We start from the raw sequence: 16346 nt of genomic DNA, 5'->3' as shown, positions 1-16346 counted from the left end.
AAATGACTGAAGTAAAGATTTGGCAATGGGGTTTAATAATAGCATCAAGTTTGGTGTTGTTCTTGCTTTCTCCATTGGCAAAGGATACCAATCAGTTTTTTAAGGCAGTTCAAAAGAAGAAGGTGCCTAATACCTTCATGTTAATGGGCAGTTTGATTATCTCTTGGATATTCGCCAAGAGCATTACCAACGCCGCAAATTTAGGCTTAGACTTTGGCATTGTGGGTGGTGTAGCATACGCGGGGTATTATCTTTCATTTGCCGTAGCAGGAATTGTTATTTACAAGATGCGGCTTCATGGAAACTACACGAGCATTCATCATTTTCTTTCGTCAAAATTCGGAAAAACCGCAGTTACCGTGTTTTCTGTTTTGATAGCAATTCGATTATTTAATGAAGTTTGGAGTAACACTATGGTGATTGGCTCCTATTTTGGTCCTGTAGGTACAGGTTCATATTATTGGTCCATTCTAGTATTTACTGGATTGACATTGGCCTATGTCTTAAAAGGCGGGATGAGTAGCTCAATTTTTACCGATATTATCCAAATGGGGCTTTTTTCTATCCTTTTAACGGTAATATTGTTCGCTATTTTTGGAAAAGACACCACCACCATGACCGTAGCCGAAGTTGCCAATTCTGGTGTTTGGTCGTTTGAAATGGGGTTGAATTTATTGTTTGCCGCTTTATTACAATCCTTCAGTTATCCATTTCATGATCCGGTTTTGACGGATAGGGGGTTCTTAAGCAGCCCTAAAGTTACCTTGACAAGTTTTTTATGGGCTAGTGTTCTTGGAGCCTTATGCATCATTCTATTTAGTACTATTGGCGTCTATGCCCAATCGCAAGGTATGCAAGGGCAAGCTGCCGTAGAGGTCTGTAAAGCTCTTGGGGTAGTCATTTTATTGGTCATTAATTTCATTATGATTACTTCTGCCGCATCTACCTTAGATTCTACGTTTTCATCATTTTCAAAACTAATGACCCTTGATTTAAAATTTGGTAAATCCCTCAAATTCGGTAGATGGTCAATGGTAGCAATCGCAGTATTGGGTACGATTCCGGTATTTTTAAATGCAGAAATACTATCCGCTACCACCATTAGTGGTACTATGGTAATTGGCTTGACTCCCGTTTTTCTTTTTTGGAAAGGAAAAGCGTCCAAAATAAGCTTTCACTTGAGTGTTTTTAGCGGAATATTTTTTGGATTTTTACTCATTTTCAATTGGTTTCCTAAAGCTCTAATTTTCACAACAGGCAAGCATGCCGATTTACTTTGGATTAATTTTTGGGGTATTAGTTTTTGTCTATTAGTTTATTTAATACCTACATGGATAAAGAAATAAAACATATTGGTTCTAAGGAAGGAAAGCTATTGCTTTTCGGTGGCGTGTACAGCAATCTACAGGCCTTAGAAAAATTAATTTCCTTAGCCAATCAGGAAGGAATTACTCCTGAAAATTGCTTGTGTACAGGTGACATTACGGGCTACTGTGCCCAGCCTGAAGAAACAGTTCAATTATTTAGAAAATGGGGTGCTTTAAGTATTGCAGGAAATGTAGAATTACAATTGGCTAATGACAGTGAAGATTGTGGTTGCGATTTTAAAGCAGGCAGCCGTTGTGATGATTTTTCAAAAATGTGGTTTCCATATACGAAAGGTCACCTATCGCAAGAATCGTTAGGCTGGATCAAAACAATACCAGAATATTTAAGTTTTGAATATGGAAGCAAAAAAATTGCCATAGTTCATGGTAACTTCGGCAATGTTTCGGAATTCATATTTGCTTCTAATGCAAATGAAAGCAAGCAACGTTGTTTTGATGAGTCCAATAGTGATATTGTAGTTGCCGGACATTGCGGACTACCGTTTCATCAATCCATCAAAGATAAATTGTGGTTGAACCCGGGTGTGATAGGTATGCCTGCCAATGACGGTACTACTAGAGTGTGGTATATGATTTTGACAATTGAGGATGGCGAGATTACGTATACACACAAGTCTTTTGAATATGACGCAGAAACAGCACAACAATTAATGTATAAAAATCATTTGCCAGAAGCCTACGGTGACACCCTTACTTCTGGCATATGGGATAACTTGGAAATTCTTCCTGAAGTAGAAAAAATGGGACAGGGAATTCCGATACATTTTAACCTAGAACAACAAAATTCGATAAAAACTAAAACACAGAAAAAAATGGCAGATACGTATTATGATCCAGCAGATTTAAGAAAATTCGGAAAAATTACAGAATGGAGCGAAGAACTTGGAACAAAATTTTTCGATTATTATAGTAAGGTTTTCGAAGAAGGTGCACTAAGTGCACGAGAGAAATCGTTAATTGCCTTGGCAGTTTCCCATGTGGTAAAATGTCCTTACTGTATTGATGCCTACACTAAAGATGGACTTCAAAAAGGAATCACTAAAGAAGAGATGATGGAAGCCGTACACGTTGGTGCGGCTATTGAAAGCGGTGCAACCCTAGTACACGGTGTACAGATGATGAATAAGTATAATAAATTATCAATGTAAATGGTTGAAAATTGTTTGGTGCTGATTCATAGTACTTTTATACTATAATCAATATCGTATACGATATTTATTCAGTGAAAAAATAGAAATTGCTATCTATTGAAAAAGAAATTAAATTAAATTGAACGGTTAGTTTGCTGTTCGTACAAGAATTACCCTCGAACAACTGGTAACCCTCAATCATCAACTAAAAAGAATGGCTACAAAATCATTAAAAGCAAAAGGAAACGATTTAGCAGTTGCTAACAAACAACTAGAAATACTAAATGGTGGAGTATTTGCCAATGGAGAATTACCCTATTTCAAAGATAAAATTGCGCAAATAGGGCATTTTCCTCTTCGGCCTAAAAAATTGGAGGTTTTACAAATAAATATGGGCTATATGTGCAATCAGGTCTGCGAGCATTGCCACGTAGATGCAGGTCCAGACCGTAAGGAAATCATGACGCGCGAAACTATGCTTCAATGTTTGAAGGTAATTGAAACTACGAGCGCTCATACATTGGATTTAACCGGTGGAGCCCCAGAAATGAATCCAGATTTTAAGTGGTTCGTGGAGGAAGCTTCCAAGGTAGGGATCAAAGATTTTATCGTCCGTTCGAATTTAACCATCATCCGTGCGAACAAAAAATATTATGACTTGCCAGATTTCTTCAAAAAACATAATGTGCACGTTATTTCTTCTATGCCGCATTACACTAGAGGCAAGACAGATAAACAACGAGGCGATGGTGTTTTTGACAAATCGGTGAAAGCCTTACAAGAATTGAACGAAAGAGGTTATGGGTTACCGGGTAGTAGCTTGCGATTAGACCTGGTCTATAACCCTTCAGGGGCCTATTTGCCAGGCGACCAAACTGCAATGGAAAAGGACTTCAAAAAGGCGCTTAAAGAGGATTTTGATATTCAGTTTCATAATTTATTCGCTATTACCAACCTGCCAATAGCACGATTTTTAGATTACCTCATAGCCTCTGAAAATTATGAAGATTATATGTACGCCTTAGTAGAAGCATATAATCCTTCTGCAGTGGCAAACGTCATGTGTACCAATACTATTTCAATAAGTTGGGACGGATGGTTATACGATTGTGACTTTAACCAAATGCTAGATTTAAAAGTTGCCAGCAAGGTCAAACATATTAAAGATTATAATGAAGATGTCTTAAATGATAGAAATATCATTACCTCACAACATTGTTATGGTTGTACGGCTGGAGCAGGTAGTAGTTGCCAAGGAACGGTAGCTTAAAATAATAAAATGAACTTATGAGTTATTTAGAAGCAACAAACAATCTTTACAAGCAAGCAGCACTTACGCCAGACGTAGGTTTATGCTGTACCACGAATCCTATTTGGGAGCTACCCGGTTTGAAAATACCGAAAATAATGCAAGAGATGAATTATGGATGTGGAAGCACAGTACATGCTAGAGATCTTTCCAATAATCCGAAAATGTTATATGTAGGTGTTGGAGGAGGTATGGAGTTATTGCAATTTTCCTATTTTAATCGTCAAAAGGGCGGTGTTGTTGGTATCGATGTAGTAGACGAAATGCTAGAAGCGAGCAGAAAGAACTTTAAAATTGCAGAAGAAGAAAACGATTGGTTTAAATCAGATTTTGTTGATTTGAAAAAAGGAGATGCCCTTAATTTACCGGTAGCTGATAACACCATTGATGTGGCAGCCCAAAATTGTCTATTCAATATATTCAAGGTAGAAGATTTAAAACGCGCCATTGAAGAGATGTACCGAGTTTTAAAGCCACACGGTAAATTAGTGATGAGTGATCCTACTTGTGAACAACAAATGAATGAAGCCTTACGAAGTGATGACAGGCTAAGAGCACTTTGTCTTAGTGGAAGTATTCCGATTAAGGAGTATGTAAAAGCCCTTACAGATGTTGGATTTGGAACGATAGAAATACGAGCTAGAAAGCCTTATAGAATATTAGCGCCAGGGGCGTACCCAACAAAGGAATTAATCTATATTGAATCTATTGAAGTTGCTGCTATTAAAGACCCTATGCCTGCCGACGGACCCTGTGTATTTACTGGTAAAGCTGCTATTTATTACGGTAATGAAGATTACTTTGATGATAAGAAAGGTCATATATTATTAAAAAACCAACCCTTGGCAGTTTGCGATAAAACCGCAGGAGCACTTGCTGCATTAGGCAGGGAAGATATTTTTATAAGTAAATCTACTTTCCATTATGATGGTGGTGGCTGTTGTTAAAGAGTATATCCTATTTTGAATTCAACCGCTCGATGTTTAAGCTCGAGCGGTTTTTAGTTTAGCACATTTTAGCATTTTACACGCTAATCACCTCTATTACAGTACACTTAAACAGACTGCCTAGTCTGTAATCTGCTTAATAAAACGTTCATTTTGTCGACATAATGAACGTTTACCAGATTTTCAAGCTAATACATCTATAAATCTGCATGCTTTAAACCTTAAGCAAGTTCTTTGAATAGACCAAATGGTCAGTTTACCCAAATCTCTATAGTATGAACAAGAGTTTAAAACGCATGGCAACCATGCAACGCATGCAGATAACAGGATTTGAATTATTCTATGCTAAAGGATATTATAATACAAGCGTAGATGACATCCTTAAGAAATTAGAATTATCAAAAGGCGCATTCTATTATCATTTTGATTCTAAGGAAGATTTCTTTGTACAAATAATTCAAAACTTAATGGCTCGTAAGTTATATAACAGCTTAATAGAACCTCTTGAAGGGCACGATAATCCCTTGACCTTAATAACCAAATGTTTTGATGATGCAATGGAAACAGCCGTACATAACGAAATGGACTTTGGCTGTATCTTAAGTAATTTCCTTACCGAGTTCAATGGAAAGAATGACATCATTATACAACACTTAAATGAAATTGTAACCGTTTGGGAAGTTAATTTGGTGACAACATTACAAAAAGGAAAACTCAACGGTTTTTTAGATCGTCATGTTGATTGTGAAGCCGTTGCTACTTTTTTAATGAGTTCTTATTTTGGAGTCCGAACTTTAATGGTAGGGGCATCACCAAGCGCTAAAAAGTATAGGTTCATGACGCAACTACGTCACTATTTAAAAAGTATAGAGGCGAAAACCGTTAACACCTAAAATAAATTCTAGATTATAGCGATACGTTTAATAGTGCGTCGATTTTTTTAACCACAGCATCTGGTGAAATAGTCTCCATCACATGTTCATAATTAGGTGGCAACTTATTCCCATAAATAGATGTAGGTATCATTGGGTACTTCGCTCTATCCGCCAATAATGAATTAGTATCAGGTTGTCTAAATGGATAAAAACCTGCAAAGGGATGGGTTACTCCCCAAAGTGTAAATGTAGGTATGCCAAACATAGCAGCTAAATGAGCGTTACCACTATCCATAGCCAACATGAGTTCTAAGTTCGAAATCAAACTGAGCTCATCGGAAAATGTCAACTTACCAGCCATATTCGTTACATTATCGAACTGCTGTTCCCATGAGGTAAGTGTTTCTATTTCCTTTTGACCTCCACCGAACAAAACTATTTTATACTTATTTGTATTGTTTAATTGACTGATTACTTCCTTCATTAAATTCAAAGGGTACATTTTACCTTTGAACGCGGCAAAGGGTGCAATACCTAATAGCATAGTACCATTTAATCTAGCAAATCCTTCTAACTGATGTGGCATCACCCTCTTTGAGAGCGTATTCATCTCTTTTAAACCCAAAGGATAACCTAGCTTGGAAAATACATCAGAATAACGTTCGAAAGTTGATTTCAAAGGTATAAAAACGGACCTATTAGGGTTGACCAAATTCCTTTTGGCTGTCCTTCCTTTATCTATCTGAACGAAAGGAATTGATTTGATTCTAAAAAATTGCTTTAAAATGGTGCTTCGAAGCACATGGTGTACATCTGCGACCATGTCTATCCTAAGAACTTCTAATTCCCTATACAACTTCCAAAGCCCCAGTATACCTTTATGCTTGCCATTTACATCGGCTTCAAAGACCGTAACATTAGGTATGCCTGATACTATCGTTCCAAAAAAGGGTTTTGTAAGTACTGTGATTTTAAGGTTTTGATACTTTTCACATAGACCTACTAGTACAGGTACCGTCATGGCAATATCACCCATAGCGGATAATCGTATAACCAAAATATGCAAAGGACTATTTTTTTCCACGAAGGATGGGGTTTAATTCCTCATCATTGTACATTTTCATCTGCTTATAGACTTTCATATACGTATCACCACTCTCTATATCTGTCAACAATTGGTCTATAGCTTGAGAAAGGTCTTTTTTTTGCTCTAATAGCACATTTAACTTCGTTTGACACTTTTTTTTGTGTTCTATTGAGGCATCAACACGATTAGCCTCTTCGCTCATATGATATATTTTCAAAGCCAAAATAGAAAGTCGGTCAATAGCCCAAGCAGGGCTTTCTGTATTTATAGTAGCCGAAGGTTTAACACCTACCGATTGGTATTTCTCTAAAAAATAACTGTCAATATATTCGACAAGGTCTGTTCTATCTTGATTACTAGCATCAATTTTTCGTTTTAAAATTAAGGCTGCTATAGGGTCTATATGAGGATTTCGAATAATGTCCTCATAATGCCATTGAACAGTGTCTATCCAATTCTTTCGGTATAACAAATGTTCTATTTTCTCCTGTGAATAGGGATTCAAAAAATTTTGATACACATCATCTTTTAGATGATACGTTTCAATACTATTATTAAATATGGATAAGGCTAAGTCGCTGAACATATTCTGTTTTTTACAAAGATAAAGTTTAATGATTTAAACTATACTTTGGTTATAAACACTAAAATAGGCACCACAATACTTAAGATTAGTATTAATTCTAAAAATTTAGGTTTTTTAACCGATTCCAAATAATTGACAATATAAACCACGGATGGAAAAAAGGTTATTATAACGGCATTGGTGTTCTCTGAGGTTACCAAAATATTCACTACCAATCCAATAATAAAGGACAGGCCGATTAATCTCATTACAACAAACTTTCCCATGCCAGCTTTATTCAAATGAATAAAAATCCAAAAACCAAGTCCGATATTGAACAGTGCATACAACGTAAGTTTGATGTTTGACCACCATTTAATCGGAAATAGTGAATTGAAATCCACAGTGAAATGGTAATGATTATTTAAAAACGAGGTTTCATCAAGCAAAACCAATGTACCATACAGAATCATAAAGAAACAGATACCAACAGATAAAATAATCAACCAATTTCTTATGTTCTTAGGCTCATAAATATAAATAGCGACAAAAACCAAGATAAGGTAGAGTATTGCCCATTCGTAAAAGATACTAGAAACACATATCCACAAACCAGCATCAAAAATTTTAAGTTTAATATTTTTGAGCGATTTTATACTTAACAATCGTCGCATTGCGAGCAACAAAAAAAAGCTCGTGAATATAGCATCACTATCACCTAAGCTTTCTGGGAAAATAACAAATAGAAGTGTAAAATATAGGATTGCGTAGGAATTGCTGCCTGTCAGTTTATTTCTTTTCACAACAAAATCAACCACAAAAACACTAAACAAAAGAGTCACTAACACCGCAATTGATGAAGCAAGTTCTATTTCGGAAAACGTGTAGTCGAACAAGTAAAATTGTACTGACCAGTAAAAAAGAAACAAAAAAACCAGTAGTATGATAAAATTGACTGGTTTTGTTTTATCAAAAATGCTTGAAATCATCTAAGCTTTTTATATTTTTGCTTGTAAATATAGTAATAAGATGAAATCATTTTTTGAAGGTATTGGAGATTTGTTCGTGAACGTGCTGTTTGCGCCTTTTGATTTTTTACGTTTTACCGACAGTTGGGCTCTTGCGAATATCCTAAACTGGGTATTTATGTTAATAGGTTCTGCCGCTTTTATATACTGGATGCTCGAATTAAAAAAGTATAATGACAAAGGTGTAGAAGATACCTCAAGCACCTCACACTCTTTTTTATAAGAATCAGAAATAGTTCTTATCGGATTTTCTCGAAATATCTAATAAGAACTATTATTGTTTTATAAATCGAACCCTAAGTCTTTTCTATACTTCATTCCTTCAAAAGAAAGCTTTTCAACATTTTGATAGGATTTTGCCAACGCTGATTTAAAATCGCTACCAAAGGAGGTTATTGCCATTACTCTACCTCCGTTCGTAACCACTTTACCTTCTTTTATCGTTGTACCGGCATGAAAGACCAAAGAATCTTGAATCGTTGCAATACCTTTTATTTCTTTACCCTTTTCATAAGAACCAGGATACCCACCTGAAACCGTCATAACCGTTGTTGCAGTTCGGTCATCTAATTGTAAATCAATATCGGTCAAAGTTTGATTCGCAACTGCTTGAAGCAACTCAACCAAATCATTTTTTATTCTAGGCAATACCACTTCTGTTTCAGGATCACCCATGCGAACGTTATATTCAATCACCTTAGGGTCATCGCCTACTTTAATTAACCCGATAAAGATGAAACCCTTATAAGGCATCTTATCGATTTTAAGCCCTTCTACTGTAGGTTTTACGATTAGCTGCTCAATCTTATCCATAAGCTCCTTACTAGCGAAAGGAACCGGTGAAATTGCGCCCATGCCCCCAGTATTGAGTCCTGTGTCTCCTTCCCCTATACGTTTATAGTCTTTTGCCGTTGGTAATACTTTGTAACTCTCACCATCTGTCAAAACAAAAACACTTAATTCGATTCCGTCCAAAAACTCTTCTATTACAACCGTAGAACTTGCCGAACCGAATTTTTCATCAACCAACATGGCCCTTAATTCTGCTTTCGCATCATCCAAATCATTTAAAATAACAACCCCTTTGCCTGCGGCCAAACCATCTGCCTTTAGAACATAGGGCGGATTTAGTTGCTCTAAAAAAGTAAATCCAGCCTCCACGGTACGAGCCGTGAAACTTTTATACTGAGCAGTTGGTATGTGATGTCGCATCATAAACTCCTTGGCAAATTCTTTACTGCCTTCAAGTGTAGCTGCTAACTTCTCCGGACCAATGACTGCAACGTGTTTTAAGTTTTCGTTCTGAAGAAAATAATCATGTATGCCATTTACCAAAGGGTCCTCAGGCCCTACTAGAACCAACTCCACATTTTCTTTAATAACAAAATCCCTTATTGCACTAAAATCATTTACACCAATTGGTATATTGATTGCAATTTCTGAAGTACCCGCATTACCTGGAGCAACAAAAAGTTTGGTAAGTTTTTCACTTTGAGACAATTTCCAGGCAAATGTATGTTCACGACCGCCCGATCCAAGGATTAAAATGTTCATGCTTATAATTTTTGCAAAAATAAACTTTGCTATAGAATTAAACTATTTACCGGAGAAATCTCTGCGCTCTTTTTTCTGCATGTCCTGCTCTGACAAGGATTTAAAATAATCGTATACGATTTTTAAACCTTCAGAACGACCAACAGTTGGTTCCCATCCCAATAGTTCCTTTGCTTTTGTTATATCCGGTTGACGCTGCATTGGATCATCTTGAGGTAAGGGCTCATAAACAATCTTTTGTTGCGTGCCTGTAAGCGCAATAATCTCTTCTGCAAATTCCTTAATTGTTGTTTCATGAGGATTTCCAATATTTAACGGATTAATATAGTCACTAAACAGTAATCGGTATATTCCTTCCACTTGATCGTCTATATAGCAAAAGGACCTGCTCTGAGAACCATCTCCAAACACCGTTAAATCTTCACCTCTTAATGCTTGACCCATAAAAGCCGGCACAACACGACCATCATTTAAACGCATTCTAGGCCCATATGTATTAAAGATGCGACGATTCGAGTATCCAAGCCATGATGTCTATGATATGCCATGGTAATGGACTCCATAAACCGTTTTGCTTCATCATAAACTCCACGCGGACCTACTGGATTAACATTGCCAAAATACTCCTCAGTTTGAGGATGAACCATTGGGTCTCCATACACCTCAGAAGTAGAAGCAACCAGAATTCTAGCATTTTTATCCTTAGCCAAACCCAATAAGTTTAGTGTGCCCAAAGACCCAACCTTTAATGTTTTAATGGGTATTTTTAAATAATCTATTGGACTCGCTGGTGATGCGAAATGCAAAATATAGTCCAAAGTACCAGATACATGAACGAACTTAGTCACATCATGATGATGAAACTCAAAATTATCTAAAGGAAACAAATGGGAAATATTATTTAAATCACCCGTAATTAAGTTATCCATGCCAATGACATGAAATCCTTCACTAATAAAACGATCACATAGATGAGAACCTAGAAATCCCGCAGCGCCTGTAATTAAAATTTTTTTCATATTTAATCAATAAGCTTTTTCCTCGCCTTTTAAAGCATTCACAACCGTTTGAACTATAATTCTAAGATCCAAGAAAAAAGACCAATTTTCCACATAAAAAATATCAAATTTTATTCGGTTTTGAATATCGCTTTCTTTTTCTATTTCACCTCTATATCCTCTTATTTGAGCTAGGCCTGTTATACCTGGTTTAACAAAGTGTCGCAACATATACTTATCAACACGACCAGCGTACTCATCTGTATGTTTTAACATGTGAGGTCTAGGCCCTACCACAGACATGTTACCAAATAAAACATTATAAAATTGAGGTAGCTCGTCTATACTGGTCTTCCGAATAAAATTTCCGATTTTAGTTACCCTCATGTCATTTTTACCAGCTTGTTGTTGGTCAGATGAATCATTAACCGCCATAGATCTAAATTTAAAACACTGGAATTCCTTATTATCGAACCCTGTGCGTTTTTGAATAAAAAAAACAGGGCCTCTTGATTCGATACTAATTAATAAAGCTAAAATTGGACCAAACCAAATTAAAACTCCAAAAATTACAAATAAAGAAAATGCAATATCGAATGAACGTTTTAAAATAGCATTTACCGAGTTATGTAAAGGGATATCTCTTAAAGACAATATAGGCAAGTAATCATAATATTCAAATTTGAGTTTTTTAGAGAAAATATTTTTATTGTCTGGAAGAAATTTTAAGGTCTTTAGATTATTATCAGCGAAATTTATGAAAGCATTAATTTTTTTATTCGACATTTCTGAAACCGAGCAGTATATTTCATCGATATTATTGTTGACTATGAACATAAAACAAGACATTATATCAAATTTCTTGCCCTTCGCATCAAATTGTTTTACAAATTCATATCCAAATTCTTCTCGTTCGTTAAAAACCTGAATTAATTGATCCGTTTTACTATTCTTTCCAATAATGACTACTCTTCGAATATTGCCTTTCCATAAACCTCTATATTGCTTTAGTAAGACATAACTTAAAAATTTAAAAAAGGCAATACCAAAAAAAACCAGCACCAAATACTGGCCCAAAGCCAATCTGCTCATTAATGGCTGCTTAAAGAAACCAATGTATGAGTAAAGAATAAGAAAAAAGAAAGCAAATTGGGTAAATAGTTTTCGGAGCAATGCTACTACCTTAGAATATCTATGAACCTCATAAAATTCGTTCTTAAAAGATAATACTACCCAAGCAATGGTAATATAACTGTAGAATAAAATAGGGTTTTGAAAGTTGATAGGGAGAAAGTTAGTAAATAGATTCACCACCAATAAATCCAGAATATAGGACAAGGGTGTTATAAATCCAGAATATCTTCCCGTTTTAAAAAACATTTTTTTCATCAAAATCTACTATTCTATACCCAACTCTTTTTAGCTTAAATAATTTTTATTAAAAATCCTCAGGAGAAACCTCATTCCAATGAATTAGTGCGGATTTAAAATCATATTTAAAATTAAAACCAGAATCAATTAAATACCTAGGTTCAATATTAGTTGGAAACCCGGCCTTTTTTACTCTCACAGGATGAATATCTGTAGTTTTACCAAAAAACTTTAATATACCCCCTAAAAAGAAAGCTATTATAGCTAGCATCTTCACTGGAACTTTCAACACTGGTTTGTTATATCCAAACTGATCCTTAACAATGCCTGTCATTTCATTTAAAGGGACCAATGGATTTTCCGCATAATTATATAATATATATTCATCCGATTGACCCATTGTAAATAAAATACTATCAATTAGGCCATAAATATAGGCATAGGCTTTAATAACCTTCCCTCCATCTGGCAGAACAAAGGTTCCCTTTTTTATGGCGCTAATCATTCTATATACATTACCCGGATCTTTTGGGCCAAAAATAACACTAGGCCTAACGATAATAAGTCTACGGGAAGAATCCTGAGCCAACCATAATAAATGAATCTTTTCCGCTAATGCCTTGGAAATTCCATATCCAGTTTCCGGGTACAGATTTGAATCTTCTGTTCTTTTGTCTAAAGATCGCCCATAAGGTGCAATACTGCTGGTAAAATAAATGTTTTTTATTCCCGACGCTGTACCAAATTGGGTTACGTTCTTAGCTCCTGGGATATTTGTGTCAAAATATTCATGGAACTCATGGCCAGGCTCTCTATGAATAGCAGCGAAATTGAAAATCCAAGAGCCCTTTCTATCTAAATTATTAAGTTCAAGGATTATTTTATTCCTTACATCGATTTTAAAGTATGTTACTCTACTTTCTTCTTCAAATCCCTTCAATTCATTTAAATCACACACGATGTATTGCTCAAAAAGTTTTTCTTTCACAAAAACACTCAACATATTTCTTCCAATATACCCAGAACCGCCAAATACTATAGCTGTTTTTTTCAAATTGAACTTTATTTTTTTTATTTTAACCACCTATTGAAAAACTTCATAAATCCAATTGGTAATACTATATTTCTCATAAATATCCAAAGGCACTTCATGATAGCCTTCTGAAATAAAACCTAATTCTATTTTAGGATTATCTCTATCAATTAGTAGGATATTCTTCGGGTTGTAAAAATCATAATTTACAATATCTTTATTCGTTGTAATCAATTTCTTTCTAGCCCCTAAAATTTCTATAGTCCTCATGGTAAGACCTCTTTGAACTGGTCTTTCTATATCCAGAACGCACTTAGAGCTTTGTATAATTTTTAAAATGTCTTGCTTCATCAATGGAACAAAACTAAAATCAGACTTTTTAGCAAATCTAAAAGCTTTTGAAAACAACTTTCTAGCGTAATAAATTTTAGGGTCCTGCATGTAGATAAAAAAATAATATTTTAAATTAGACTTCTCACATAAGTTTTTAACCTTAGTAACTATTTCGTATCTATCAGTATGCCCTGTTCCAATAAAGGTAATGTCATAATCCGTTCCCAACGAATTCTCAAGATTTTGATAATCTTCTAAATAAAAGAGCGGCCTAAAAGATAGACAGTCGTTTTCCTTAACATCCTTAGCGTCGAATGACTTGATTATATCAAACAAGGGGAAAAGTTTTTCTACTGAAGGACAATTTTGTATTGAGTCCCACATGTACAATATAAATTTCGCCTTTGGTTGGCTTTCCTTTAGCTCCTTTAATTTGTGTTCCGTTATAGCTTCTGCCTTCAGAAAGAACACAAAGTCAAATTCTACTTTCTTATTATTTTTTATGATTTTGCAATAGTATTCCTCAAGCTTTCTTTTTAAAAGACGTTTATCAAGACGGATCATCGCCTTATAAAAGAAAGAGTTTTTTGGGCGCTCATCATATGAATGCACTTCTGCACCCAAAGATTCTAGTTTAGAAGTAATCTCATTTTGATAACCAAAAAAATTTGCAGAAAAGAACAATATCTTCTTATCGTTGAACATATACTATTTACTTATTTGAGCAGTCCTTTATCTTTCATTTCTATAATAGACTTATTATAAGCATCATTTTCTACTTCCTGAGATGACACCCATTTACAGAACCGTCGAATTCCCTCCTTAAACTTAATCTTTGGTTCAAATCCTAAATCATTCTTTATCTTTTCTAAATCTGCATAATTATCACGGATATCCCCTATTCTAAAATTCCCAGAAACTGAATACTTACTATTACTTCCATATTCTTTTACTAAAGTCTCTGTGACCTCCATCACGCTTGTTCTCACACCAGACCCAACATTATAAATATTATAATTGGCACTTTGCTTTTCAATACCTAAAATTGTAGCATCAACCACGTCATCAATATAGACAAAATCTCTAGTTTCAAGACCATCTTCAAATATATTAATATCATTGCCATTCATAATCCTTGTTGAAAAAATGGATAAGATACCCGTGTAAGGGTTTGAAAGCGATTGACCGGGTCCGTATACGTTTTGATACCTAAAAGCAACTACAGGGATTTTTAATGACTTACCTACGATCATACACATCTCTTCTTGGGCTTGTTTCGTTAACCCATAAATAGAAGACGGATGTATTTTGCTGAATTCGTCTGTAGCAAGTAATACTGCGTCTTGATTACACATAGGGCATTTTACAGCAAAATCCTTATTCAGCATATCCTCTTCCTTACGTTCTTTTGGATAGATGATGCCATGCTCAGAACATTCATATTTGCCTTCCCCATATATTGATCTTGAAGAAGCAATTATTATTTTCTCAACTTTATGCTCTTTATTATTTGCCAATAGATCCAAAAGAATAGCTGTTCCCTTAATATTGACATCAGTATACTTCTCAATTTCATACATTGATTGACCAGTTCCTGTTTCCGCAGCAAAGTGCACTACTATTTCCTGACCCTTTAAAGCGTTTGTCCAATCATCCCTATTTCTAACATCTCCATTTATAAAACGGACCTTGTTTTTAATTTGAGAATATAAGCTAGATGAACCTGGGTCATTGCCATGAATTTGCTCCGACAAATTATCCAAAACAGTTATTTGATACCCTTTACTAATAAGCTTTAAAGACAAATTTGTACCTATAAAACCTGATCCACCCGTAATTAGAATTTTTTTACTCAACTTTGGTTATTTTAAAATGGTATATATACGTGCCAAACGAATTGGTCTTAAATTGTTTAAAGCAAAAATATGAAATTTTTTTGGGGGTATTTAACTAGCATTATAATGTAGCCATATTTTTAAAACACTATTTTTTATTAATTATGATTCTTACTATACGGCTCAAAAGCACCAAAATCCATCTCAAACGTATCTGTAGGATTTTCAAAAATGAATTTGTAGTTTTTCCACCCGTGTTGGATACATTGGCTCCGTGTCTCCTATAATAAATCAAAGGGAGTTTGTGGTAATTTGTACGGCCATAAAATGAGCTAATAAAGAATATCCACATATCATGCATTTCAATTTTTTGTGGAATTGGCAAAACATACTTGAGTAAATATGATTTAAACACCAAGGTAGCACCAACACAGTGGTTTTTTAGAAAATTCCTATAAATACCTTGATAATTTCTTTGAGGATCATACATTAATTTTCCTTTCGAAATTTCCGTTGTAAAAACATTTAGATTAGTGAAAATTAAATCATTATTAAGTAATAGTTTTAAAGAATCTTTTACCTTATTAGGATACCAAATATCATCTTGATCAGAAAGAAAAATAACATCACCACTTACTTCACCCAAGACAAATTCAAAATTAAGTATTACGTTTTTGAATGAATTTTGAAATAGTTTTATCCTTGAGTCTTCAATCGATTTAATAATATCAATAGTCTTATCCGTAGAGCCATCATCAGAAATTAATATTTCATCGTTATGAGACAATTGTGGCAATATAGAAGATAACTGCTCCTCAATGAACAGTTCTCCATTATATGTTGTCATACATACTGATATCATCTCCATAAACTTTGTTTATACATTCGCTATT

At 34.8% G+C, this 16346-nt stretch carries 15 protein-coding genes and 2 pseudogenes; 7 read left to right on the top strand and 10 right to left on the bottom strand.

From position 1 onward, the window contains the following. The first annotated feature begins 2 nt into the window (after positions 1-2). The 6 genes and pseudogenes from ES765_RS06875 (at position 3) to ES765_RS06850 (ending at position 5667) form a co-directional block, all read left to right on the top strand. Positions 3-1346 carry a sodium:solute symporter gene (locus ES765_RS06875; RefSeq protein ID WP_138112571.1) on the top strand — a complete coding sequence of 448 codons (1344 nt, stop codon included), beginning with the start codon at positions 3-5 and terminating at the stop codon, positions 1344-1346. Next, positions 1331-1966 (top strand): annotated as a pseudogene (locus ES765_RS06870) (metallophosphoesterase family protein); the annotation flags it as partial. The gene ES765_RS06875 and the pseudogene ES765_RS06870, both read left to right, overlap by 16 nt. Positions 1967-2200: 234 nt before the next feature. Continuing rightward, positions 2201-2536 (top strand): arsenosugar biosynthesis-associated peroxidase-like protein, encoded by a 336-nt coding sequence (locus ES765_RS06865; protein WP_091625516.1) that lies wholly within the window; start codon positions 2201-2203, stop codon positions 2534-2536. A gap of 196 nt (positions 2537-2732) precedes the next feature. Continuing rightward, complete coding sequence (gene arsS / locus ES765_RS06860; RefSeq protein ID WP_138112569.1) at positions 2733-3788, top strand: arsenosugar biosynthesis radical SAM (seleno)protein ArsS; 1056 nt, start codon at positions 2733-2735, stop codon at positions 3786-3788. 17 nt (positions 3789-3805) lie between these two features. Further along, positions 3806-4774 carry an arsenosugar biosynthesis arsenite methyltransferase ArsM gene (arsM, locus tag ES765_RS06855; RefSeq protein ID WP_138112567.1) on the top strand — a complete coding sequence of 323 codons (969 nt, stop codon included), beginning with the start codon at positions 3806-3808 and terminating at the stop codon, positions 4772-4774. 275 nt (positions 4775-5049) lie between these two features. Continuing rightward, positions 5050-5667, top strand: a complete 618-nt coding sequence (locus tag ES765_RS06850; RefSeq protein ID WP_138112565.1) for a TetR/AcrR family transcriptional regulator — start codon at positions 5050-5052, stop codon at positions 5665-5667. Positions 5668-5680: 13 nt separating this feature from the next. On the opposite strand, the gene ES765_RS06845 is transcribed toward ES765_RS06850, so the two are convergent. Genes ES765_RS06845 through ES765_RS06835 form a run of 3 tightly spaced genes read right to left on the bottom strand, consistent with a single transcriptional unit; the run spans position 5681 to position 8290 of the window. Beyond that, the gene (locus ES765_RS06845) at positions 5681-6733 is read right to left on the bottom strand and encodes a glycosyltransferase family 9 protein (protein ID WP_249356256.1); all 1053 of its coding nucleotides are present in this window, start codon (positions 6731-6733) and stop codon (positions 5681-5683) included. Then, positions 6720-7322: a DUF4254 domain-containing protein gene (locus tag ES765_RS06840; protein ID WP_138112563.1), complete on the bottom strand. Its 603-nt coding sequence runs from the start codon at positions 7320-7322 to the stop codon at positions 6720-6722. Before ES765_RS06840 ends, ES765_RS06845 begins: the two co-directional genes overlap by 14 nt. Before the next feature lie 38 nt (positions 7323-7360). After that, positions 7361-8290: a DUF6427 family protein gene (locus tag ES765_RS06835; RefSeq protein WP_138112561.1), complete on the bottom strand. Its 930-nt coding sequence runs from the start codon at positions 8288-8290 to the stop codon at positions 7361-7363. 40 nt (positions 8291-8330) lie between these two features. On the opposite strand from ES765_RS06835, the gene ES765_RS06830 reads away from it, so the two are divergent. Next, the gene (locus ES765_RS06830; protein ID WP_138112559.1) at positions 8331-8552 is read left to right on the top strand and encodes a DUF6341 family protein; all 222 of its coding nucleotides are present in this window, start codon (positions 8331-8333) and stop codon (positions 8550-8552) included. A gap of 59 nt (positions 8553-8611) precedes the next feature. Here the strand turns inward: ES765_RS06830 and purD are convergent, their stop codons facing one another. The 7 genes and pseudogenes from purD to ES765_RS06795 all read right to left on the bottom strand — a co-directional run bounded on the left by purD (position 8612) and on the right by ES765_RS06795 (position 16321). After that, positions 8612-9883, bottom strand: a complete 1272-nt coding sequence (gene purD, locus ES765_RS06825) for a phosphoribosylamine--glycine ligase (protein WP_138112557.1) — start codon at positions 9881-9883, stop codon at positions 8612-8614. Between the two features lie 42 nt (positions 9884-9925). Then, positions 9926-10902: pseudogene (locus tag ES765_RS06820) on the bottom strand (UDP-glucuronic acid decarboxylase family protein). A gap of 6 nt (positions 10903-10908) precedes the next feature. Further along, positions 10909-12261: an exopolysaccharide biosynthesis polyprenyl glycosylphosphotransferase gene (locus ES765_RS06815; RefSeq protein ID WP_138112651.1), complete on the bottom strand. Its 1353-nt coding sequence runs from the start codon at positions 12259-12261 to the stop codon at positions 10909-10911. A 58-nt stretch (positions 12262-12319) separates the two neighbouring features. Then, entirely contained in the window at positions 12320-13306 is a 987-nt protein-coding gene (locus ES765_RS06810) for an NAD-dependent epimerase/dehydratase family protein (RefSeq protein ID WP_138112555.1), read from the bottom strand. A 30-nt stretch (positions 13307-13336) separates the two neighbouring features. After that, positions 13337-14323 carry a capsular biosynthesis protein CpsH gene (locus ES765_RS06805; protein WP_138112553.1) on the bottom strand — a complete coding sequence of 329 codons (987 nt, stop codon included), beginning with the start codon at positions 14321-14323 and terminating at the stop codon, positions 13337-13339. Between the two features lie 11 nt (positions 14324-14334). Next, on the bottom strand, positions 14335-15474 hold the full coding sequence (locus tag ES765_RS06800; protein WP_138112551.1) for an SDR family NAD(P)-dependent oxidoreductase: 1140 nt from the start codon (positions 15472-15474) through the stop codon (positions 14335-14337). 127 nt (positions 15475-15601) lie between these two features. Continuing rightward, positions 15602-16321, bottom strand: coding sequence for a glycosyltransferase (locus ES765_RS06795; RefSeq protein WP_138112549.1), 720 nt, complete (start codon positions 16319-16321; stop codon positions 15602-15604). Positions 16322-16346: the final 25 nt, after the last annotated feature.

This window comes from Maribacter sp. ACAM166, assembly GCF_005771495.1.
In the GTDB taxonomy this organism is placed as follows: domain Bacteria; phylum Bacteroidota; class Bacteroidia; order Flavobacteriales; family Flavobacteriaceae; genus Maribacter.
This window is presented reverse-complemented; position numbering and strand designations above follow the sequence as displayed.